The sequence below is a fragment of the Neisseria sp. HMSC056A03 genome (genome assembly GCF_001815685.1).
Taxonomy (GTDB): Bacteria; Pseudomonadota; Gammaproteobacteria; order Burkholderiales; family Neisseriaceae; genus Neisseria; species Neisseria subflava.
Genome location: NZ_KV821584.1, coordinates 1 through 21,026, shown reverse-complemented (window position 1 = coordinate 21,026; position 21,026 = coordinate 1). Strand labels below are relative to the sequence as shown.

Below are 21,026 nucleotides of genomic sequence, written 5' to 3'. Positions count from 1 at the left end.
TTGCTACGTTCAAATTTTTCCTTAGCCATGGCAATATCCTATAATCTATAGCTTTTTGAAAGAAAGGGTAATAATGAGATGGTGCCCATGGGCAGATTTGAACTGCCGACCTCTCCCTTACCAAGGGAGTGCTCTACCCCTGAGCTACATGGGCAAAATTGTTTGGAGCGGGTGAAGGGAATCGAACCCTCACCGTAAGCTTGGAAGGCTTCTGCTCTACCATTGAGCTACACCCGCATACTCACTTTTTTGCTCCAAGTAAGAATTTTTGGTGGAGGGAGAAGGATTCGAACCTTCGAAGCTCACGCAACAGATTTACAGTCTGCCCCCTTTGACCGCTCGGGAATCCCTCCAAAAGAGAACGCTAGTTTATTGGCAACTCAGATTTCCGTCAAGATTTTTTTTTATTTATTTCTTTAAAAATATCCAAGCTTTTGCTTTTAAACACTATTTATTTAAACTGAATGATTTTTTCGTACTTAGCCATCAGCTCTTCGTGCGTTTCAGGATGTTCTTCATCGATCAAGATACAGTCGACAGGGCATACCTGTTGGCACTGAGGTTCATCGTAATGGCCTACACATTGCGTACACAAGTTTGGATTGATTTCGTAAATTTCTTCACCTTGCGAAATGGCATCATTAGGGCATTCCGGTTCGCACACATCGCAGTTAATGCACTCATCTGTAATAAAGAGCGACATTTCTATTTCCTTTTTTCTTAAATTATCAAAACCGATTGGGCGCGGATTATAGCACAAATGACGTCGGGACAATCCATTTGAAAGAATGTTTTACACCTTGGGAATGATTCTCAAATTCCATACTATTCAGCAACTTGCAAATAGAGCAACAATTCAAACCTACTCATTCCCGCCTTTCCTTCCCGATAAATTTCCAGCCAATCCGGTTTTTCAGGCAGCTTCCCTGCTTCAATATAGACCATTGCCCCATTTTTCAAGTGGCTTTGCAATCGGATAAACAGATTTTGCCAATCTTCCCATGCAAACGGCGGATCAAGGAACACAACATCAAATTTTTCAGACGGCCTTGCCAGATAAGCTATGCCGTCTGAACACACGATTTCCACCTGTTTCAAACCTAATTCACGGATATTTTTCTGAAACGTTTGAACAGTTTGGCGGTGGTTATCGACCATTACCACTTTTGTCGCATTACGAGAAGCAGCCTCCATTCCTAAAGCACCACTGCCGCTGAATAAATCCAATACTGTTTTGCCGGTTAAATCCTGGCCCAACCAATTAAACAGTTTTTCACGCACGCTGTCAGGCGTCGGACGCAGACCATCTGCAGATAAAAATGTTAACTTTCGTCCCCTGCATTGCCCGCCAATAATGCGTACTTGATTGGTGTGTTTGGAATGTTTGTTGTTTGCCATGATTTTTAAAAAGATGCCGAGTTTTCAGACGGCCTCAATTATATAGTGAAACTGCCATCAAGCCGTATTTCACTCTATTCTTTTAGATATAACAAGGCCGTCTGAAAATCATTTTTCAGACGGCCTTTTTCTACCCAAGCTTTAACCAATTATTCCTTCGGTGCAGGCGGTTCAATCTGTTCTTTCCAGCCGCATTCTTTTTGCGGGCAGACTTTTTCCACGCCCCAGCGTTTGGTGGTTTTGATGGTTAAAACCGGCCATGCACATTTCGGACAAGTTTCTGCAATGGGCGGATTCCATGTGGCGTAGTTGCAATCCGGATAAGTGCTGCAACTGTAAAACAGTTTGCCGTAGCGGGATTTGCGCTCGACGAGGTTGCCTTTTTTACATTGCGGGCATTGGACACCGGTGTCTTTCGGTTTTTCCAGCGGTTCAACGTGTTTGCATTTCGGATAGTTGGCGCAGCCGATGAATTTGCTGCCGGTGCGGCTGTATTTGTACACTAGGCGACCGCCGCATTTGGGGCACTCGCGCCCGTCGAGTTCGGCTTGCTCGGCTTCGGCTTTGGCGATGCGCTCGGCGGCTTCTTCGGCAGTTTCATTGACATTGCGCGTGTAGCTACACTCGGGATAACCGGCACACGCGACAAAACGACCCATTTTGCCGAATTTGATTTGCAGTTTGTGTTCGCCGCATTTCGGACAGATTTCGTCGAGTTCCTGCGTGGTAAATTTGGCGCGTTCGATGCCCTCTTTTTCTTCCACTTGCTTGATAAACGGCTTCCAAAATTTATCCATCACGGGAATCCATTGGCGTTTGCCGTTGGCAATTTCGTCAAGCTGGTCTTCAAGTTTGGCGGTAAAGTGGTAATCGACATATTGGGCGAAGTGTTCGGTCAAGAATTTATTGACGATGTCGCCTGTGTCGGTGGGCATAAAGCGTTTTTGCTCAAGGGTAACGTATTCGCGGTCTTTGAGCGTGGAAATAATACTGGCGTAGGTTGAAGGACGGCCGATACCGTATTCTTCGAGGGCTTTAACCAGCGTGGCTTCGTTGTAGCGCGGCGGCGGGGTGGTGAAGTGTTGTTCGCCGTAGAGTTTGTCCACGGGCAATTTGTCGCCTTCGCTCATTTCGGGCAGTTTTTTGCTGTCTTCGCCTTCTTCATCGTCGCTGCTTTCTTCGTAAACGCTGAGGAAGCCTGCGAAGGTTTGCACTTGTCCGGTTACGCGGAATACGCCTTTGCCGACGGTAATATCGACGGTGGTTTGGTCGAATTTGGCGGGCGTCATCTGACAGGCGACGGTACGCTGCCAAATCATTTGATAGAGTTTGAACTGGTCTGCGCTCAGGAAGGGTTTGACGCTTTCGGGCGTGCGGTACACGGAAGTCGGACGGATCGCTTCGTGCGCTTCTTGGGCGTTTTTGGATTTGGTTTTGTATTGCTTGGCGGCACTCGGCAGATATTCTTTGCCGATTTTGTTTTCGATGTAATGGCGGATTTCGGTTAATGCTTCATCTGCCAAATTCACGCTGTCGGTACGCATATAGGTAATCAAACCGATGGCACCCTGCCCTACGTCTATACCTTCGTAAAGCTGTTGGGCGGTACGCATGGTGCGGTCGGTGGTGAAACCGAGTTTGCGCACGGCATCCTGCTGCATGGTAGAAGTGGTAAACGGCGCGGCGGGATTGCGGCTGCGCTTTTTCTTTTCAATGGCGGTAACGACGGCCTCTTTGCCTTCGAGTTCTTTCAACACGTCGGCTTGCGCGGCTTCATTCGGCAGGTCGAATTGTTCGAGTTTCGCGCCGTTGTATTGGGCTAGTTTGGCGGTGAACTTGCTGCGGCCTTTGTGGCTGTCGAGATGCACCGTCCAATATTCCTGCGCTTCAAACGCGCGGATTTCGTTTTCGCGCTCGCAAATCAGGCGCAAAGCGGGACTTTGTACACGGCCTGCGCTCAAACCGCGTCGGATTTTTTTCCACAACAATGGCGAGAGGTTGAAACCGACCAAATAGTCCAAAGCTCGGCGGGCTTGTTGCGCATCGACCAAGTCCATTTCAATTTCGCGCGGATTGGCGACGGCGTCGAGCACGGCGTTTTTGGTGATTTCGTGGAACACGACACGCTGCGGCTTGATGTTTTTCAGACCGCGTTTGGATTTTAGGATTTCCAAAAGATGCCAAGAAATGGCTTCACCTTCCCTATCCGGGTCGGTTGCGAGGTAGATGTTTTCAGCTTCTTTGGCACCGGCAACGATGGCATCGACGTGTTTGCTGTTGCGGCTGATCAATTGGTATTTCATGGCAAAGCCATTGTCGGGATCGACTGCTCCGCTTTTCGGGACCAAATCGCGGACGTGGCCGTAAGACGCCAAGATTTCAAAATCACCGCCCAGATATTTCTTCAGGGTTTTGGCTTTGGACGGGGATTCGACGATTAATAGGTTTTTCGCCATTGTTGTTCTCTTTTGGATGTATTGGATTTATGTTTCAGACGGCCTTTTATCATTTTGTTTAGGCCGTCTGAAAAAAGGTTTAGTGCATAACGTTTTGTCCGGTCAACGCACTCATCAAGTCATCGCCTATCAGGACGGACAACTCGCTCTTGTGCATCCACAGCACCAGCAATACCAACACTTTGGCGGTATCGAGGGTAATTTCGTCCGATGGAATGTGCATCAGGGCGTGAATGACGATTTCGCGTTGCTCATAAGTAATTGCGTGTTCGGCAACCAAATACTGCATCAAGCCCATGACTTCCTGCGGCAAGTTTTCAGCTTCCTCACGGCAAAATACGCGCAGGGAGTCGCTGTTAAACGGCTCGGCATAGAATTCGGACGTATTGAACAAGACTTCCATCATCATCAATGTATTGCCGATTTCCGTAGCATCAAAACCCGCATCTTCCAAAAGGCGACCCAAGTCCTCCGGAGGCGGACAATTGTCGAAATCTTGGAAGTGTTCGATTAAATAGGCAATGACTTCGGTCATGCTGGTTCCTTAAATATAGATAATTTATGCTTTGACACGCTGATAACGGCCGCCCGGCAAGGCAGCAACGATACCGTCAAGTTCGTATTCCAAAAGCTGTGCGTACACGTCTGCCGCTGCCGTATTGGTTTGTTGCGCCAAAATATCGGGGTGTATCGGGTCGTAACCCATTGCTTCCAATAAAGCGCTTGTTGATGGGGCAGCAGATAGGTTTTCAGACGGCCTTTGCGGTTCATCCACTATTGTTTTTGGTTGCAGACGTTTGGTTTGATCGTTTTTCGGTTTTACCGTCTTATTTATAGAATATGATGGAACAGGCGTATTTTGCAATAGCTGCGGACACTCATGGAGAATATCGTCCAAACATTCAACCAGTTTTGCCCCGTCTTTAATCAGCTTGTGACAGCCTTTGCTATGCGGATTGTCTATTGAACCGGGTACCGCCATCACTTCACGCCCCATCTCCGCCGCCAGCTTGGCAGTAATCAATGAGCCGGATTCCAATGCCGCTTCCACCACCAATGTCAGCTGCGATAACGCGGCAATCAAACGGTTGCGGCGCGGAAAATTGCCTGCGAACGGACGCGTGTCCAAAGGGAACTCGCTGACAATCAATCCTTTTTCAGCAATTTCATAAGCAAGGTTTTTATTGGACGGCGGATAAATGCGGTCTATACCGGTTCCCCAGACGGCAATGGTACCGCCATCTGCCTGCAATGCTCCCTGATGGGCGGCTGTGTCGATGCCCGAAGCCATACCCGATACAACAGGAATGCCTTTTTCACTCAACGCCCTGCCGAAATCTTTAGCAATCCGCATTGCCTGCGGCGTGGCATGGCGGCTGCCGACAATCGCGGCAGAAGGTGTGTGCAACAACTCTGCATTACCGCGTAAAAACAAGACCGGCGGCGCGGTAATGCCTTGTGTCAGCATTTCGGGGAAATCATCATCTTGCAACAGCAACAGACGGCAACCATCCTGCATTTCCCATTTTAAAGCGGCTTCGGCTGACTGCTGCGCCAAAGCCCGTTTGTCCGCATTGCGCCACGACTCGGCCGCCTGTTTATGGCGCACCAACGCGGCAATTTTGTCTGCCGGCGCACTCAAGGCTGCTTGTGCGCTACCGAATTGCTGCAACAGTACCAAAAAACTTTCTGCACCAATATAGGGCGTAAATGCCAGTTGCAACCAAACAAAACGCTCGTTTTCCGTCATCAATCTGTTCCCTTTTCGTAATGGTTGTTCAGACGGCCTGAAGTAAATAAAGGCCGTCTGAAAATTTCATTGATATAAAACTTCTGTCGGCTTAAAAGGCAAAATAACCATGCCTAGCCATATCATTATTTTTATAAAGTATTGCTTGTCTAAACACACCGTCAAATGACGATGCCGTCTGAAAAACCTGATGGCTTTCAGACGGCCTCTTTTGTGTTTGAACCGATATTGCGCTTATTCTTCGGATTTGTCGGCGCTGCGGCGCGATACGCTGATACCGAGTTGTTTGAGTTTGCGGTAAAGGTGTGTACGCTCCAAACCGACCTTTTGCGCCACGCGGCTCATATTTTGGCCTTCTTGGGCGATATGGTACTCAAAGTAGCGGCGCTCGACTTCTTCCCTCAATTCGCGCAAAGGCATATTGAAATTGAAGCCGCCGATGATTTCTGTCGCCGTCGCATTTTCCTTCTGACCTAAAGCCACGGCAACGGCCTGCTCATTCACTTCTTTGCCGTCAGATTCCAACATGATGTTTTTCACCGTTTCGGCAAGCTGGTCGTAATTGCCCGGCCAATCGTATTGGCGCAAAACCACCAACGCGCTGTCGCTGAATTTTACCGGCTGGATTTTTTGACTTTCGGCCAAATCGGTCATGATGCGGTTGATTAAAAAGACGATATCGTCCGGCTGGCTGCACAAAGAAGGAACATCGATGCGCTCTTTCAACAGCTCCGCCAGTCTGCTGGCAACGACGTCATCGGCGCTCTCACCGCGTTTAAAGCCGCAAGAAGCAATCACACGGACATTGTAGCGGTCGGCTTTTTCCAGCAAGAAAGCAATGCCGTTTTGGATGTTTTTGCTGTAACGGGCAATATCGCCGACATACAAAATACCGCCTGATGCCTTTTGCAACAGCTCCATCGGCGTATCGACAATGTGTTCGACACGGTCGGTTGCCACCCAAGGCGTACCGCTTTTGTGCAGATAGCGGGCGACAATCTCAAACGGCGAACCTGCCTCACCGGCCAACAACAGCGGGCGGTTGTGTTTGGCAGCCGCTTCAATGCTGCCGTTCATTTCTTGAATGACGGAACTGTTGCCCAATTTGTCCAAAGTCATACCGGAGACCGTCTGAACTTCGCCATGTTTCAAGGCGCGTTCTACTGCGGACAAGAGTTTTTGCAGGGCAATCGGTTTTTCCAGAAAATCGAGTGCGCCGATTTTGGTGGCTTCAACCGCAGTGTCAATGCTGGCATGGCCGCTCATCATCACCACAGGCATATTGAGTTGGCCGTTTTTCGCCCACTCTTTCAACAAAGTGATGCCGTCGCAATCGGGCATCCAAATATCCAGCAACACCATGGCCGGACGCGTTTGATAACGCAATTGGCGCGCTTCTTCGGCATTTTCGGCCAAAGTGACGGTATAGCCTTCGTCTTGAAGGATCTCGGAGAGCAGGTCGCGGATGCCTACTTCATCATCTACAATCAAAATATCACTGCTTCGCATAAGTTTCTGCCATTTCCGGTAAAGCTATTTTGACGCACGCGCCGCCACTGTTCTGATTGCTCAGGCTGATACGGCCGCCATGCTCCTCGATAATTTTTTTCACAACGGGCAAACCAAGTCCCGTTCCTGTCGGTTTGTCGGTAACGTACGGCTCAAAAGCATTGTGCAGCATTTCTTTGCTGAAACTTTTGCCGTTGTTGCAGACGGTCAGGAAAACCTGTCCGCCTTCGCGCCCTGTTTCGACGTTTACTTGCGGCGTTTCGTCCGACTCTGCCGCTTCTGCGGCATTCTTAAATAAGTTATGCAACACTTGGCGCATCGCCGTCGTATCGGCAACAATCGGCAAGGTGTCGGCGCTGAGCCGCGCATTAAACTTGCACACGCCGGCCTCATATAATACCAATACTTCCGACACCAAACCGTTTAAATTTTGTTTTTCTAAATTCAGCGACGGCGCACGCGCATAGTTGCGGAACGCTTCGACCATTTCTTTCAGCGCGGCCACCTGTTTGACGATGGTATCGGTTGAACGGCTGAGAATTTGGGCGTCTTGTTCATCTAGTTTATCACGCAATTTCCATGCCAATCTCTCGGCGGAAAGCTGGATAGGCGTAAGCGGATTACGGATTTCGTGCGCCAAACGTTTCGCCACTTCGCCCCATGCGGCCTCTTTTTGCGCCCGCATCAAGACGGTAATGTCATCAATCACCATCACCACGCCGTTATCATTGTCTTCCGGCAAAATGGTGGCTTTGCCCAACAAGATTCGGGCATCATCGGGCGCGGCGTATTCGACTTGGACGGGTTTGTTGCTATCGGCGGTTTCATTAATGGCGGCAAACACATCGGCCAACAGGGTTTGCTGCGGCGATTTGCCGTGCCATTGATGCCAGTTACTGCCCCACAAAGACACCAGCGAAACGCCCAAAATCTGTTCGGCGGCCTTGTTAAAGGTTTTCAGACGGCCATTGGCATCCAAAGTAATCACGCCTGTAGTCAAACTTTCCAACACGCATTCCAAATAATGGCGTGCTGCTTCTTCGCGCAAACGGTTGCGCTCGTCTGCCTCTTTGGCAATCGCTAATTGCTCGGTCATGTGGTTGAATAACTGGGTCAAACGGCCGAACTCGTCATTGCGAAATACCGGCCGAGTCTGGCTGAAGTCACCCTGAGCCACCGCCCGCGCACCCTCTGCCAGAGACAATACCGGTGCCACAAAACGGCGGGCAAAATACAAAGCCATCACCAGCGCCAAAAAGATGGCCAATAATGTCGCGACCAACAGCGTGGACAGGAAAAAGGTTTGCAGGCCTTTTTTGGTATAACTCAGTTCGGCATATTTGGCTCGGGCCGCTTCAATCAGCGTCGCGTCTTGGGCAACATCTTTTGGAATCGGCTGCCGGAAAAACAACGCATAATCCTGATTTTTATGCGTACCGATCAGCATCCAGCCTTGAGCATACAGCACGCCGCCGATGTTTTCCAAGCTGCGCACCGAACCGGTCTGCTCCAGCTGCTCCCATCCTTCTTTGTTGAGTTCGGGTTGATTTAGTTTCAGGGGATTGATGCTTTTCTCGGCTTTATGGGTGGTCGCGTTATAAAGCGCCAGCTGGGCAAAGTCGGCAGTAAGTGCGGATTGTGCCAGCGTTTGCCCCAAATTGCCGTCCAGTGAAGCGGCGCTGATTAAGTCGATCTGCACTGGCGTGGCGTTGCTGACAGCGTTGTCCACCGCCAAGCTCAGCGCGGATTTGCTCAAGTTTAAGCTGCGCTCTAGAGCCTCATGGGTATCGTTGCCAAACCAAGAATTAATCGTACCGTTAATAAACTGGGCGGAAATACCGAACAAAAACACGCCCGGCAATACGGCAACCAAGGTAAACATCCCCGACAGCCGACGCGCAATCTGCGAACCGAACACGCTTTTGCTGTTGTCGCGTATCAAAAGCACGACATAGCGCACCAACACCGCCGCCAACACCAGCAACAGCAAGCCGCACAAGGCGACAATCCACCAGAAATAATCAGACAATACGTTGCTGCTGCCCGTTGCAACAGTCAGACCGTACAACAAAACAACGGCGAATACGGCGGCAATCAGAAGAAAGCGGCGCATGGTTTACTCCTGCACGACCGACAAGGATTTCCAACCGGAATCCAAATGCCAGTTTTTAGACGTCAGGGCATTGATTTGGAACGGTTTGGGCAGCTTGGCGGTTGTCAGCAGCAGGCGGATTTCAGCCTTCGTGTCTTTGGCGGCCACATCACTCAGCGCACCCTTGGACAAAACCTTCCAATTCACGACCGCGCCCACTGCACGCAAGGCAGTCTCAAGCGTGTCGTACTCGGTAGAAAACGTACCAACGGTAACGCGATAGCGGTTGGTCAGTGGATGGAAGGACAATTTGTATTGAATCGTGCTGTCGTTGTTGAGCAGCTGGTCGAACTTGAATTTATAGGACGACATAGACGGCGCTGACAGCTGCCAACTCAAATTGAAATGCAGGGGGACGCCCTGTTTGAGTGCTTCTTTAAGCTGGTCGGGCAGATCGGTGCGGAAACGGCTGCTGACGGAAAGCTGTCCGGCATGGGTCAGCTTTGCCTCGGCACGGGTCGCACTGATGCCCTCGCCCGCCGCATTCAACGACACGGCAAGCAAGAGCGGTACAATCAGCGTTTTACTGCTTTTTAATAAGCGCGTAATAAAAGCCATCTTGATGTTTGTTCGGTAAAAGCACACGCGATTCGATCAGCTCGGCATCAGCATGGCGGTTAAGGAATTTTTGCAACTGACCGTCGTTTTCTTCGACAAAGACCGAGCAGGTAGCCAGCAACATCCTGCCGTTTTTCGTCAGGGTCTGCCACAGCGCGTCTAATAATGCTTCCTGTTGGCGTGCGGTTTTGACGGCATCGGTCGGGCGGCGCAGCCATTTCACGTCGGGATTGCGCCGCGCCACACCCGAAGCGGTACACGGCACGTCGGCAAGGATGGCGTCGAAAGGCTTTCCATCATACCACGCCGCCAAGTCCTGCGCATCGGCGCAAGTCAGAGCGGTCGTCTGAAACCCCAAACGGTCAATATTGTCCTTCACTCTTTTCAGACGACCTTCGTCGATATCCAAAGCGGTAACATGACAATCCGCCAGTTCCAACATATGCCCTGTTTTCCCGCCCGGCGCGGCGCAGGCATCCAAAATCCGTTCGCCGTCTTTAGGGTTTAACAGATACGCCGCCTGCTGCGCGCCGAAATCCTGCACCGACACCAGGCCGTCTGAAAAGCCGGGCAGGCGGCTCACCGGCACGGCTTCTTCCAACGTAACCGCATATTCGTCCAACGCCTTTGCCGCGATACCTTCCGCCGCCAGCTTTTCCAGATACGATTCAGCATTGCCGTGGCGGCGGTTGACCCGCAGCGTCATCGGCGGATGCGATTGCAGCGCGGTGGCGATGTTGTGCCAGTGTTTCGGATAATGGTTTTTCAGGTACGCCACCCACCACAGCGGCAGGTTATGTTTCGCCACATCGTCTTTTTTGCAGGAAGCCGCGAGCTTGTCGCGTTCACGCAAAAAGCGGCGCAAAATCGCGTTGGCAAACGAGCGGAACTGGCCGCGGCCAATTTTGGCAATGCTTTCCACCGCTTCATTAACCACGGCATGAGGCGCATTGCGCGTGTAATGCAGTTGGTACATCGCCGCCAAAAGCAGGCTTTCAAGCTGCGGATTGTCAATCGGCTTCTTCAGCATTTGACCAAGCATGTGCTTCAAACTGCCCAAATAACGCTGGCAACCGTAGGCAATATCCTGCAACGCGCCGTTTTCCTGCGCCGTCAGCTGCGGATGCGCCGCGCGGATTTGCGCCAACACATCCTGAAGGTTGCGCCCTTCTGCGACCGCCGCAATGCTGTCGGCGGCAAGTTTTTGGGCGAGGGACATACTCATATTTTTACTTTCTGATTCATATTTGATTTCACGTGTTCGGAGGATTTCAGACGGCCTGTTCGGCTGCCAACAATGCCCGATAATATTCGGCATCTGTTTTGGAAAAACAGCAAAAGATGATTTTTTCCACTGCCGGACATTGCGGCAGGGTTTGTTTCAAACTCTCCAAAGCAATACGTGCGGCGGCTTCGGCCGGAAAGCGGTACACACCGGTGCTGATGCACGGAAAGGCGATGCTGTGGAGATTGTGTTTCTGGGCAAGCAGCAAGGAATTGGCGTAGGATTGTGCCAATTTGGCCTCTTCATTTTGTTTTCCGCCAAACCATACCGGCCCGACCGTATGAATGACATAACGCGCAGGCAAACGATAGCCTTTGGTTATTTTGGCTTCGCCTGTGCGGCAACCGCCCAAAGTGCGGCACTCGTCCAGCAGCTCTTTGCCCGCGGCGCGGTGTATCGCACCGTCTACGCCGCCACCGCCCAACAGCGATGAATTGGCGGCATTGACAATCGCATCGACTGCCAATCGGGTAATATCGCCCTCGACCACTTCAAAAACAGCCATTGTTTTCTTTCCTCTACGTTGATTTCCAGCCTGTTACAAAACTGTTCCGACTTCAATCGTCCGGCCTGCCGCAAATGCCTGTATGCTCATGCGTTTGCTGCCGGAAGGCTGCAATTCGGTGATGTTCAGCGCATTTTCACCGCACGCCACCAGCAGGCCGTCTGAAGTGCAGGACAATACTTCGCCTGCCTTACCCTGTTTGGCCACGACTTCGGCTCGCCAGATTTTCATCGGTTTGCCTTGATACTCGACCCACGCGGCAGGAACAGGGTTAAAGGCGCGGATTTTGCGTTCGATAATGTGCGCGGACTCGTTCCAATCGATACGCGCTTCTTCTTTGCTTAATTTTTGGGCATAAGTCACGCCCTCTTCTGGCTGCTTAACCGCGTTCAGACGACCCTCCGCCTGCAGACGCTGCAAGTCGGCAACAATCGCTTCCGCACCCAAACCCATCAATGCGTCATGCACTTCGTTGGCGGTATCCGTAGGTTGGATGGCGTAGCGGTGTTCGCTGACCACATCGCCGGTATCCAAGCCGATGTCCATCTGCATGATGCACACGCCGGTTTCGGCATCGCCGGCTTCAATCGCACGTTGAATCGGTGCCGCGCCACGCCAACGGGGCAACAACGAAGCGTGGATATTGAGGCAGCCGTGTTTGGGCGTATCCAACACATCCTGCGGCAAAATCAAGCCATACGCGGCCACCACCATCACATCTGCGCCTGTATCTTTGAGTATTTGCAGGGCTTCGGCGTTATTGCGCAACTTTTCCGGCTGCGCCACGGTCAAACCTAATTCCAAGGCAGCCTGTTTGACCGGCGATGCGGTCAACTGCATGCCGCGGCCTTTGGGGCGGTCGGGCTGGGTCAACACCAGCGGAATTTCAAAACCTGCGGCGGCGATGGCTTTCAAGGCGGCGGCGGCAAAATCGGGCGTACCGGCAAAGATGACTTTCATGTTGTGTCCTTGTGGAAATGGTTTGAATGGGCGCGTTAGGCAAACTGTTTCAGCTGAAAAGGCCGTCTGAAAGATTGAAAACCGAAGTCTGCCTTCTGTTTTGTCTTTTCAGACGGCCTTTAAGCGATGCGTAGGTCAGATGGTGTGTTTCTGACGTTTTTTCAGTTTGGTTTTGATGCGGCCTTGTTTCAGCTGCGACAGGTGTTCGACAAACACGATGCCCATCAGGTGATCCAATTCGTGCTGCACGCAGATTGCCAGCAGGCCGTCTGCTTCCAGCGTGAATTTCTCGCCTTTTTCGTTCAAGGCTTCAACTTTGACGCGCTCGGCACGGGTTACAGTATCGTAAATGCCCGGTACGGACAGACAGCCTTCTTCATAAGTCGTCTCGCCGTCTTTTTCGACAATGACGGGATTGATGAACACGCGCGGCTCGCTGCGGTCTTCGGTCAAATCCATCACGACGATGCGCTCGTGTACGTCGACCTGAGTGGCCGCCAAGCCGATACCGCGTGCTTCGTACATGGTTTCAAACATATCGGCAACCAATGTCTGGATGCGCTCGTCGATTTTTTCAACAGGTTTGGCGACCGTGTGCAAACGCTCGTCGGGGTATTGGAGGATGTTCAGTAAAGCCATAATATTCTCGTTTTATAAAGCTGATGTGTGATTTTCATACAGATTCGGTTTCCGCCGCCACAATCTCCTGTCATGACAGCAACATTCAATGCTAAAATAACGCCGAAAAATGTTAAGATAGCGCGACGGAGGCCGTTCGTTATCGTATTGATGAATGGGCGGCAGTTTCGCAAACTCCAGCCTTCTCTGTTTATCATCTGAAGACAAACCGAATCGATTTCAAGGGGAACGGTTATGCAACAACGTATTATAACCCTGCTTTGCATGGCAGGTATGGCTATTTCTGCCCACACTCAGGCAGCTTCTTTAAAAATCCGCCCCAATGCGCCGCAACGCTACGTCGTTAAAAACGGCGATACCTTGTGGGGTATTTCCGGCAAATATCTGTACAGCCCATGGCAATGGAACCGCCTTTGGGGCGCTAACCGCAACGCCATCCGCAATCCGCATCTGATCTATCCGGGTCAGGTGTTGGTTTTACGCTACATCAACGGTCAGCCGCGACTGGGTTTTGAACATGCCCAAACCCGTTCAGACGGCATTCCCGTGATCAAACTGCATCCGCGCGTACGCGAAACTTCCGGCTACGGCATTCCGACCGTCAATGTCAACCTCTACCGCATGTTCATGAAACATCCGCAGATTATCGCTCCGGAAGAAACCGCCAACGCGCCGCGCCTGATTGCCGGCCCCGACAACCGCGTCCTCTACACCCAAGGCAACCGCGTGTACGCATACGGCCTGACCGAACCCGGCCGCTACCTGACCTACCGCGTCAATAAAAACATCACCGACCCGGAAACCGGCAAATTTCTCGGCCAAGAAGTTGTGTTCAGCGGCATCGCCAACACGCTGCCTTACACCCAAGTCAACAAAGCCATGAAGCTGCGCACCCAATCCGCGCAACCTTTGGTTATCGAAGAAGCCGTTTCCGAAATCCGCAAAGACGACTATCTGCTGAAACTGCCCGAAGGCCTCGACAGCTTCAATGTTATGCCTCACGCCCCTGCCCGTCCGATTCAGGCCAAAGTCGTTTCCATCTTCGACGGCGTGGGCGAAGCCGGCCAGTTCCAAACCATTACTTTGGACAAAGGCGAACTCGACGGCTTGGACAAAGGCACTGTGGTCAGCCTCTACAAACGCGGCCGCCAAGTCCGTGTCAATCTGTCCAACAACCTGATTCGCAAGCCGAAAGACAAAGATACGGTTGAATTGGTTTCCATTCCGGCGGAAGAAATCGGCTTGGCAATGGTGTACCGCACATCCGACCATCTGGCCTCCGCCATTATTTTGGAAAGCCTGAACAGCATTTCCATCGGCGATACCGCTTCCGAACCCGGCCGTGATTTGGACAATATGGCCGATGAAAAAACCATGGACAAGCCGGCTGAAGACGAACAGGAAAGAGAAATCGAACTGGAAGTCCGCAGCTGATTGAGCTTTCTTAGCCGCCATCCGGCAAATAAAGGCCGTCTGAAAACCTGTTTTTCAGACGGCCTTTTGATTGCTGCCCATCAGAATAAATAAAATCTGTAACGCGTTGTTTAAAGCGCAAACAACATCTTATTTCTCAAGCCGGTAATCGGCTATTCCCTTTTTTATCGTCTTGCTGTTCTGCCATTCCAATCAGAAATATGAAAAGCCCAACACGCCATTTATTGCCTGTGGATTGTTCCATCTGTTCCTGCCAACAAAAAGGCCGTCTGAAGATTTCAGACGGCCTTTTTATCCACAACTCAAATCTGATTATTTGAATTTGTAAGTGTATTGCAAGCCCAAGATGTCCGCCTTGTTTTTGAAGCGGGCAGAGGATGTACCACGGCTGTCTACGTCGTTGCCGCTGGCTTTGCCTGTGCGGTAAACCGTGTCATTGATGTGGATATGGCTGTACGCCGCATCGATAACATGGTTTTTACCCAGTTGATATTTAGCACCAACGGAGAACCAGATACGGTTGCCGTCAGGCAGGCTGTTCATGCGGTCTTCGGCGCTTTTAACCGGTGATTTGTCGAAAGCGATACCGGCACGCAGTTGCAATGGTTCGGTAACTTGGTAAGAGCCGCCGAATGCGACTTTATAAGTGTTGCGCCAGTTAGGCGTGATGACGGTACGGTTAGATTTGCCGTTGACAACGTTTTTGGTGTTTTCAAACACCAGCTCGGCTTTGTTAAAGCGGCTGTGGCGCGTCCAAGTCACATCGCCGAACAGGTTGGTTTTGTCGGTGGCGCGGTACATACCGTGAACAGACAAAGACTCAGGCGTGACGATTTTTACGCTGGCTTTTTCGTTCGGCACATAACCGCGTGCAGCCATTGCACCCAAATCCCAAGCGCGTTTTGCATATGCGCCGTCCGCTTCCCAATCGGCAGTGCCTTTCAGCGTATGCGATACTTTGGAGCGGTAGTTCACACCCACGCGTGCACGGTCGTTAATGTCCCACATCCACGCCAGTTGATAGCCGAAGCCCCAATCGTGGCCTTTTACATCGGCATGACCGTCAGCTTTGCCGGTTGCATCGACAGCAACGGGACGGCCTGCTTGACGAGAAGCCAAGCCGCTGGCCAATTGGCTGATGGCGCCGGAAGCGTCCCAGTCGGAGTATTTGCGCAATTCGGCTTTGGAATATTGGGCAATCAAACCGGCACCGACGGCGTGTTGCTCATTCAGTTTCCACGCGACTACCGGCTCGATGGCGATGGTGGTCAAACCCAATTTGTTGATGTTGTGGCGCAATACGGAATCTTTTTCGTATTCGGTTGCAGAGCCAAAAGGAACGTACACGCCCAAACCCAAAGTCACATCGTCGCTGGCTTTGTACGCGCCATAGACGTGCGGAGCAATAGTGGTTTCGGTAATTTTGCCGCTAGTCGAGCCGCTGACATCGGCACCTGTGCGGAAGTGTTTCGCAGATTCCGCTTCATAATGAATGCTTGGGAAAACGATGTTAGCGTTGACGGAAATCTGGCTGCTGTCGAGTTTGGTCAAACCGGCCGGATTGTAGAAAATGGTTGAGGCATCGGCGGCTTCGGCGGCGGCGGCGTTGGCCGTGCCTTGTGCGTTAACGGATTGTGTGCCGAAGTGGTAACCGGAAGCTTGGACAGCGGTAGATAAAAGTGCTGTGCTTAAAATAAATGCTGTTTTTTTCAGATTGAAATGAATCATTTTGGTTTACCGTGAAAGTAGCGGACAAAGAAAAAGGCCGTCTGAAACGTCCTTTATTGATTTAGTATAGGTACTCAATTCTATACTACATCGTTATTCTTGCCTATTATTTTCGGTTTTTTACATAACAAATATCCAAAATACAAAAAAGCAGGCTGAAGGCAGCCTGCTTTTTCCACTTAGTAAAACATTGATTCGATTATTTGACTTGCAGCACTTCCAATGTGTTGGTCGAACCGGATTCACGCATTTTCGAGCCGCTGGTAATGATGTATTGGTCGCCAGAACACAGAATTTGGTGTTCGACCAACACAGCTTCCACTTCGTTCAGCGCAGTATCGTGGTCGGTACTGGTCGCCAAAATCATCGGACGCACGCCGCGATACATCGCCATGCGGCGTTGTGCGGAAATGCTCGGGGTCAGGGCGAAAATCGGCAAAGTGATGTTGTGGCGGCTGATTTCGAAGGCGGTTGAGCCGCTTTCGGTCAGGGCGACAATCGCTTTGGCGTGAACTGCGCGCGCTACGGTAACCGCGCCGCGGGCAATCGCCAAGTTGGTGCTGAGAGGATCTTGGAATTCAACTGGCTCGATAACGCCATTGAGGGAGTCCTGCTCTTTTTCGGCCGCCGCACAAATAACCGCCATTTGGCTGACCGTTTCAAACGGATACGCACCCACCGCAGTTTCAGCGGAACACATTACCGCATCGGTACCGTCCAATACCGCATTGGCCACGTCGCTCACTTCGGCACGGGTCGGTACGGGATTGGTAATCATGGATTCCATCATTTGGGTCGCAGTAATGCTGAAGCGGCGCAACTCACGGGCGCGGCGGATCATGCGTTTTTGCAGGGCAGGAACGGCGGCATGACCGACTTCCACTGCCAAGTCGCCGCGGGCAACCATAATACCGTCGCTGGCGAGGATGATTTCGTCTAGATTTTCAATGGCTTCTACGCGCTCGATTTTGGAAACCAAACCGGGACGTACGGCTGTACTGCCTTTCATTTCTTCCTCGACTTTGGCGCGTGCGATGTGCAGATCTTCAGCAGATTTCACAAAGCTGATGGCCAAGTAGTCGCAACCGATGGCAATCGCCGTTTTCAGGTCACGGAAGTCTTTTTCGGTCAACGCACCGGCAGACAGGCCGCCACCGCGTTTATTGATACCTTTATTACTTTTCAGCACATGGCTGTTTTCAACTCTTGTAATAATCCTACTTCCTTCAACCGCCTCAACGGTCAAGGTCAACAGGCCGTCATCCAGCCACAAAACATCACCGGCAACGACGTCATTCGGCAAATCGCGGTAGTCCAAACCCACCGCTTCGCGTGTACCTTCGCCTTCAAGCGCGGCATCCAAAATTAAGGTTTCATCTTTATTCAGCTCGATGCTGCCGCCGGCAATTTTGCCGACACGGATTTTCGGGCCTTGCAAGTCGGCAAGAATAGCCACTTCCTGACCTGCACGTTTCGCGGCTTCGCGCACGATGAGGGCGTTTTCTTCATGGAACTCAGGGGTACCGTGGCTGAAATTAAAACGGATGACATTAAGACCGCCGACACGGATCATGTCTTCCAACAATTGCACATTGTTGCTGCACGGACCCAATGTGGCGACAATTTTGGTATTGTGACTGATACGGGTTAAATCACGTTGCAATTCGCTCATGTAAACATCCTTTCCTGTTGATTCCACGTTTGATAATGAGGGAGATTGTACGCTTAATGCAATAATGTTGGCGTAAAATTACATGATTTTCTGACTTAAACTAAATTTATTTTTGCATTAACCTACTTTTCTATCGGATACAATACACTCTCACGTCGTCATTTTTGATTTTCAGACGGCCTCCCTCATACTAATAGAATACTCAACTGATCCATGAAACGTTTTTTGACTCCGCTACCCATCGGCATCGTTTTGGCCGACCTAATCTACGGTTTCGTACTCAATGTCATGCAAGGCTTAAATTTGCAACAAACCGCCTCCAACCAATCTGGTACCATTTCCGTCACACCCGACATTGCCTTCAACAGCCTGCAAATCGTCGCCAACGGCGGCATGGTCTGCATCATCGGCTTCGGTTTGATTGTTTTGTTCCAACTCAACCGCGCTGTATTACGCCAACAAATCCTGCCCATCGGTATTTTCCGAACCCTCGGCCTGTTGGCTGTTTTGGCATTCAGCATTTCGTCTTTGTGGGAATGGTTGCATGCCGCTTTGTCGCTGCTTTCTGGTCACAACGTTTTAAACTTCAGCAACCCGCGTTATCTGGTTACCGCGGCCTGTATGCCCATCATCGCTTTCTTGTGCATCTTGCGCCTGTACAATTGGTATCGCCTGCATCGGACTGTTGCCACTGACGACACCTCCACGACCCTCTAATCAAGCTGCAAAAAGGCCGTCTGAAACAGGAAAACCTATTTCAGACGGCCTTGTCATTGTATATCTCAACGTTGATGGCTGGTTTCTACGCCGGCCTTAATCTCACCATACATTTGCGAGCTGCCTCCGCTGCCTGATGCGCAGGCCGCCAAACTCAGTGTCAAAACAGCCGCAGTCAAAATCTTCAACATTGAATTCCCTCTTTCTACAAAAATTATTTCGGGTCGCAACGGAAATGGTAAGCGCAGATTTCAAATCCGTTTTTGAAGTAGAGACGATGGGCATTGGCACGGTCATGGTTCACATGGACATTCAGATGGATTTTGGTCGCGCCGGTTTCCGCACCGATTTTACGTACTTCTTCCAACAAGCGAGAAGCATAGCCTTTTTGGCGGCATTGCGGCATGGTTACGAGATCATCAATATGGATATGGTAACCGCTGGCCAAGTTATGTGCAGTATGGAAACCGCATACGGCTACGGCATTTTGTTTGCCTTCTTCAAAAATACCCAGCAGACGGTAGCCGGTTTTGCGCTGATGCTCGTTGATTTGTTCGACAAAACGGTGAATATCGGTCAACGATGAACGCAGAACACTCAAGGCCGCAAAAGCAGTTGCAGTTTCTTCCGGCTGAATTTCACGCAATACGCCGACCACAGGTGCGGCAGCTTGTGGCTCAGGCTGCACATTGGCCGCTTCCGCACGCTCGGCGGCATGTTTTTCTTCAATCGCCTGCGCCAACAAAACGCGCTCGACCGGCACTTCGCCCTGCTGTTTGCTCTCTTGTTCTTTAAGCAAGGCTTTGCAGTCAATCACGCGCAAATCATTATCCGCCGCAAAGTCCATCAAGAAACGGAACATTTGCGGATTGTCTTCTTCCAACTTTTTATCGACCGCCACACAACGGACATTGTCCACCAAAATCGGGCGCACCCAATTAGAATAGGAAAGGCGGTTGTCTTTAGTAAAGGAAGACAAAATACCGCACAGGCGCTCCGCCCAGTCGCTTGGTCGGAAAATCTTGCCTTTGCTGGTCGTACCATGGATCACAACTTCATAAGGATTACACACTAACATAAGCAGCTTCCTGAGAGTAAATGGCTGAAGGAATATTTCGCCAGTGCCAACATCAGAAAAAGTTCCGATACATAGCAACAGATTATTGAAAAAATATCAGTAAGGTTTTGAAATACGACAATGATGAGACGGCTTGCCGATCCTGACAATCCGTTTCAAATTCTTTGATTATTATACCCGATACGCCTCTTTTTCTTCAAAAATCATTTGAAAAATAACAACAGGCCGTCTGAAAACAAGTATTTCGGTTTCAGACGGCCTGCATATTTTAAATATCAATACAACAATTTCTTGCGGGGCTTTTGCTCGCCACTGGATTTAATTTCTGACAAATTGAAATTCAGTATGCTCAAATCCAAAATGCTTTCAGAAGTGCATTGATCGCCAAAGGCATTTTCATAAGTGGCCTTCAGTTTCAACACGCCGCCAAATGTCTGGTCCGGCAATTCGGCAGCCAGCGCCAACATGCTTGCAAACACGCCGCCATACAATTCGCCCGATGCCAGCATATCCACACCGCCGGAAAACATCTCCAAGCGCATAACCGCATCGGCGACCAGCTTGCTCGGCAAGTGATCCGGCAAAGACTCTACCTCAAAACGCACATTCTTCGCCAAGCCCTTACCGCTATTGCGGACAATCAAAACCAATAAATCCGTTTGACCGTCAGAACGCTGCAACGTCGCATGCAAAACAGGATGAATGCTCTCTTTTTGAATCAGCTGCTCACGATGCAATATCTTGCTTTTTGCTTTGGATTGCGCAGAGACGACAGCCCAAATCAACCAAACCAATGCAACGGCAGAAATGGCAGTGACCAAAAGGGGAAGGTTGGTCAAATAGGCTTGCTGATTAAACCAAACTTGTGCTGCCAAAAATCCGGCAAAGAAAATCAAGACGTATAAAATTGGGGCAAACCGGCTTTGTATGGATGAGTGCATAAGTTTTCCTACATTTCGTGTCGTGTTATAAAAAATAATGCCTTTTGAGCAAATGATGTCATTAACTCAGAAGGCATTATTTTAACGTAATTTGCTTAATATCTTGCTTTTTATGAAACTGATATATCAAGCAGACAACTCAAACCGCACAGCTGTGTTTTCAGACGGCCTGAGAGTTTTATCAGGTGTAGGAAAACGTTGCGTTGTTTACACCCAGGTTGAGAATGAAGCCTGCAAGACCTCA

General features: G+C 50.5%; 19 protein-coding genes and 3 tRNA genes. 2 read left to right on the top strand and 20 right to left on the bottom strand.

Going from position 1 to position 21,026, the window contains the following annotated elements; genetic code table 11:
* Window positions 1–79: 79 nt before the first annotated feature.
* From HMPREF3052_RS00600 to def, 15 genes are all read right to left on the bottom strand, one after another.
* Window positions 80–154 (bottom strand) — tRNA-Thr (locus HMPREF3052_RS00600).
* A 9-nt stretch (window positions 155–163) separates the two neighbouring features.
* A tRNA-Gly gene (locus HMPREF3052_RS00595) sits at window positions 164–237 on the bottom strand.
* A 32-nt stretch (window positions 238–269) separates the two neighbouring features.
* Window positions 270–353, bottom strand: a tRNA-Tyr gene (locus tag HMPREF3052_RS00590).
* A gap of 98 nt (window positions 354–451) precedes the next feature.
* Window positions 452–703: a YfhL family 4Fe-4S dicluster ferredoxin gene (locus HMPREF3052_RS00585; RefSeq protein ID WP_003679513.1), complete on the bottom strand. Its 252-nt coding sequence runs from the start codon at window positions 701–703 to the stop codon at window positions 452–454.
* A 122-nt stretch (window positions 704–825) separates the two neighbouring features.
* Entirely contained in the window at window positions 826–1,398 is a 573-nt protein-coding gene (gene rsmD / locus HMPREF3052_RS00580; protein WP_070747740.1) for a 16S rRNA (guanine(966)-N(2))-methyltransferase RsmD, read from the bottom strand.
* 149 nt (window positions 1,399–1,547) lie between these two features.
* Complete coding sequence (gene topA, locus HMPREF3052_RS00575; protein ID WP_070747737.1) at window positions 1,548–3,854, bottom strand: type I DNA topoisomerase; 2,307 nt, start codon at window positions 3,852–3,854, stop codon at window positions 1,548–1,550.
* A 79-nt stretch (window positions 3,855–3,933) separates the two neighbouring features.
* A complete protein-coding gene (locus tag HMPREF3052_RS00570; RefSeq protein ID WP_070461207.1) occupies window positions 3,934–4,389 on the bottom strand; it encodes a Smg family protein in 456 nt (151 codons plus the stop codon).
* 24 nt (window positions 4,390–4,413) lie between these two features.
* Window positions 4,414–5,604 carry a DNA-processing protein DprA gene (dprA, locus tag HMPREF3052_RS00565; RefSeq protein ID WP_070747734.1) on the bottom strand — a complete coding sequence of 397 codons (1,191 nt, stop codon included), beginning with the start codon at window positions 5,602–5,604 and terminating at the stop codon, window positions 4,414–4,416.
* Window positions 5,605–5,838: 234 nt separating this feature from the next.
* A complete protein-coding gene (locus HMPREF3052_RS00560; RefSeq protein WP_070747731.1) occupies window positions 5,839–7,113 on the bottom strand; it encodes a sigma-54-dependent transcriptional regulator in 1,275 nt (424 codons plus the stop codon).
* Entirely contained in the window at window positions 7,100–9,226 is a 2,127-nt protein-coding gene (locus HMPREF3052_RS00555) for a sensor histidine kinase (RefSeq protein WP_070747728.1), read from the bottom strand. Before HMPREF3052_RS00555 ends, HMPREF3052_RS00560 begins: the two co-directional genes overlap by 14 nt.
* Window positions 9,227–9,229: 3 nt before the next feature.
* Window positions 9,230–9,823: a DUF4390 domain-containing protein gene (locus HMPREF3052_RS00550; RefSeq protein ID WP_003686233.1), complete on the bottom strand. Its 594-nt coding sequence runs from the start codon at window positions 9,821–9,823 to the stop codon at window positions 9,230–9,232.
* Complete coding sequence (gene rsmB / locus HMPREF3052_RS00545) at window positions 9,789–11,048, bottom strand: 16S rRNA (cytosine(967)-C(5))-methyltransferase RsmB (RefSeq protein WP_070747726.1); 1,260 nt, start codon at window positions 11,046–11,048, stop codon at window positions 9,789–9,791. The genes HMPREF3052_RS00550 and rsmB overlap by 35 nt, the downstream gene beginning before the upstream one ends.
* A gap of 46 nt (window positions 11,049–11,094) precedes the next feature.
* Window positions 11,095–11,613: an O-acetyl-ADP-ribose deacetylase gene (locus HMPREF3052_RS00540; RefSeq protein WP_070747722.1), complete on the bottom strand. Its 519-nt coding sequence runs from the start codon at window positions 11,611–11,613 to the stop codon at window positions 11,095–11,097.
* A gap of 33 nt (window positions 11,614–11,646) precedes the next feature.
* Complete coding sequence (fmt, locus tag HMPREF3052_RS00535) at window positions 11,647–12,573, bottom strand: methionyl-tRNA formyltransferase (RefSeq protein WP_070747719.1); 927 nt, start codon at window positions 12,571–12,573, stop codon at window positions 11,647–11,649.
* Between the two features lie 135 nt (window positions 12,574–12,708).
* The gene (gene def / locus HMPREF3052_RS00530; protein WP_003678675.1) at window positions 12,709–13,212 is read right to left on the bottom strand and encodes a peptide deformylase; all 504 of its coding nucleotides are present in this window, start codon (window positions 13,210–13,212) and stop codon (window positions 12,709–12,711) included.
* A gap of 234 nt (window positions 13,213–13,446) precedes the next feature.
* On the opposite strand from def, the gene HMPREF3052_RS00525 reads away from it, so the two are divergent.
* Window positions 13,447–14,646 carry a LysM peptidoglycan-binding domain-containing protein gene (locus HMPREF3052_RS00525; RefSeq protein WP_070747716.1) on the top strand — a complete coding sequence of 400 codons (1,200 nt, stop codon included), beginning with the start codon at window positions 13,447–13,449 and terminating at the stop codon, window positions 14,644–14,646.
* Between the two features lie 312 nt (window positions 14,647–14,958).
* On the opposite strand, the gene HMPREF3052_RS00520 is transcribed toward HMPREF3052_RS00525, so the two are convergent.
* Both HMPREF3052_RS00520 and pyk read right to left on the bottom strand, forming a co-directional pair.
* Window positions 14,959–16,374, bottom strand: coding sequence for an OmpP1/FadL family transporter (locus HMPREF3052_RS00520; protein ID WP_070747712.1), 1,416 nt, complete (start codon window positions 16,372–16,374; stop codon window positions 14,959–14,961).
* A gap of 199 nt (window positions 16,375–16,573) precedes the next feature.
* Entirely contained in the window at window positions 16,574–18,046 is a 1,473-nt protein-coding gene (gene pyk / locus HMPREF3052_RS00515; protein ID WP_070747709.1) for a pyruvate kinase, read from the bottom strand.
* A gap of 213 nt (window positions 18,047–18,259) precedes the next feature.
* On the opposite strand from pyk, the gene HMPREF3052_RS00510 reads away from it, so the two are divergent.
* Window positions 18,260–18,763: a hypothetical protein gene (locus HMPREF3052_RS00510; protein ID WP_003684697.1), complete on the top strand. Its 504-nt coding sequence runs from the start codon at window positions 18,260–18,262 to the stop codon at window positions 18,761–18,763.
* Between the two features lie 65 nt (window positions 18,764–18,828).
* On the opposite strand, the gene HMPREF3052_RS11960 is transcribed toward HMPREF3052_RS00510, so the two are convergent.
* The 3 genes from HMPREF3052_RS11960 to HMPREF3052_RS00500 all read right to left on the bottom strand — a co-directional run bounded on the left by HMPREF3052_RS11960 (window position 18,829) and on the right by HMPREF3052_RS00500 (window position 20,782).
* The gene (locus HMPREF3052_RS11960; RefSeq protein WP_003684698.1) at window positions 18,829–18,954 is read right to left on the bottom strand and encodes a hypothetical protein; all 126 of its coding nucleotides are present in this window, start codon (window positions 18,952–18,954) and stop codon (window positions 18,829–18,831) included.
* Window positions 18,955–18,977: 23 nt separating this feature from the next.
* On the bottom strand, window positions 18,978–19,841 hold the full coding sequence (locus HMPREF3052_RS00505) for a GNAT family N-acetyltransferase (protein WP_070747706.1): 864 nt from the start codon (window positions 19,839–19,841) through the stop codon (window positions 18,978–18,980).
* A gap of 275 nt (window positions 19,842–20,116) precedes the next feature.
* Window positions 20,117–20,782: a COG1361 family protein gene (locus HMPREF3052_RS00500; protein ID WP_070747703.1), complete on the bottom strand. Its 666-nt coding sequence runs from the start codon at window positions 20,780–20,782 to the stop codon at window positions 20,117–20,119.
* Window positions 20,783–21,026: the final 244 nt, after the last annotated feature.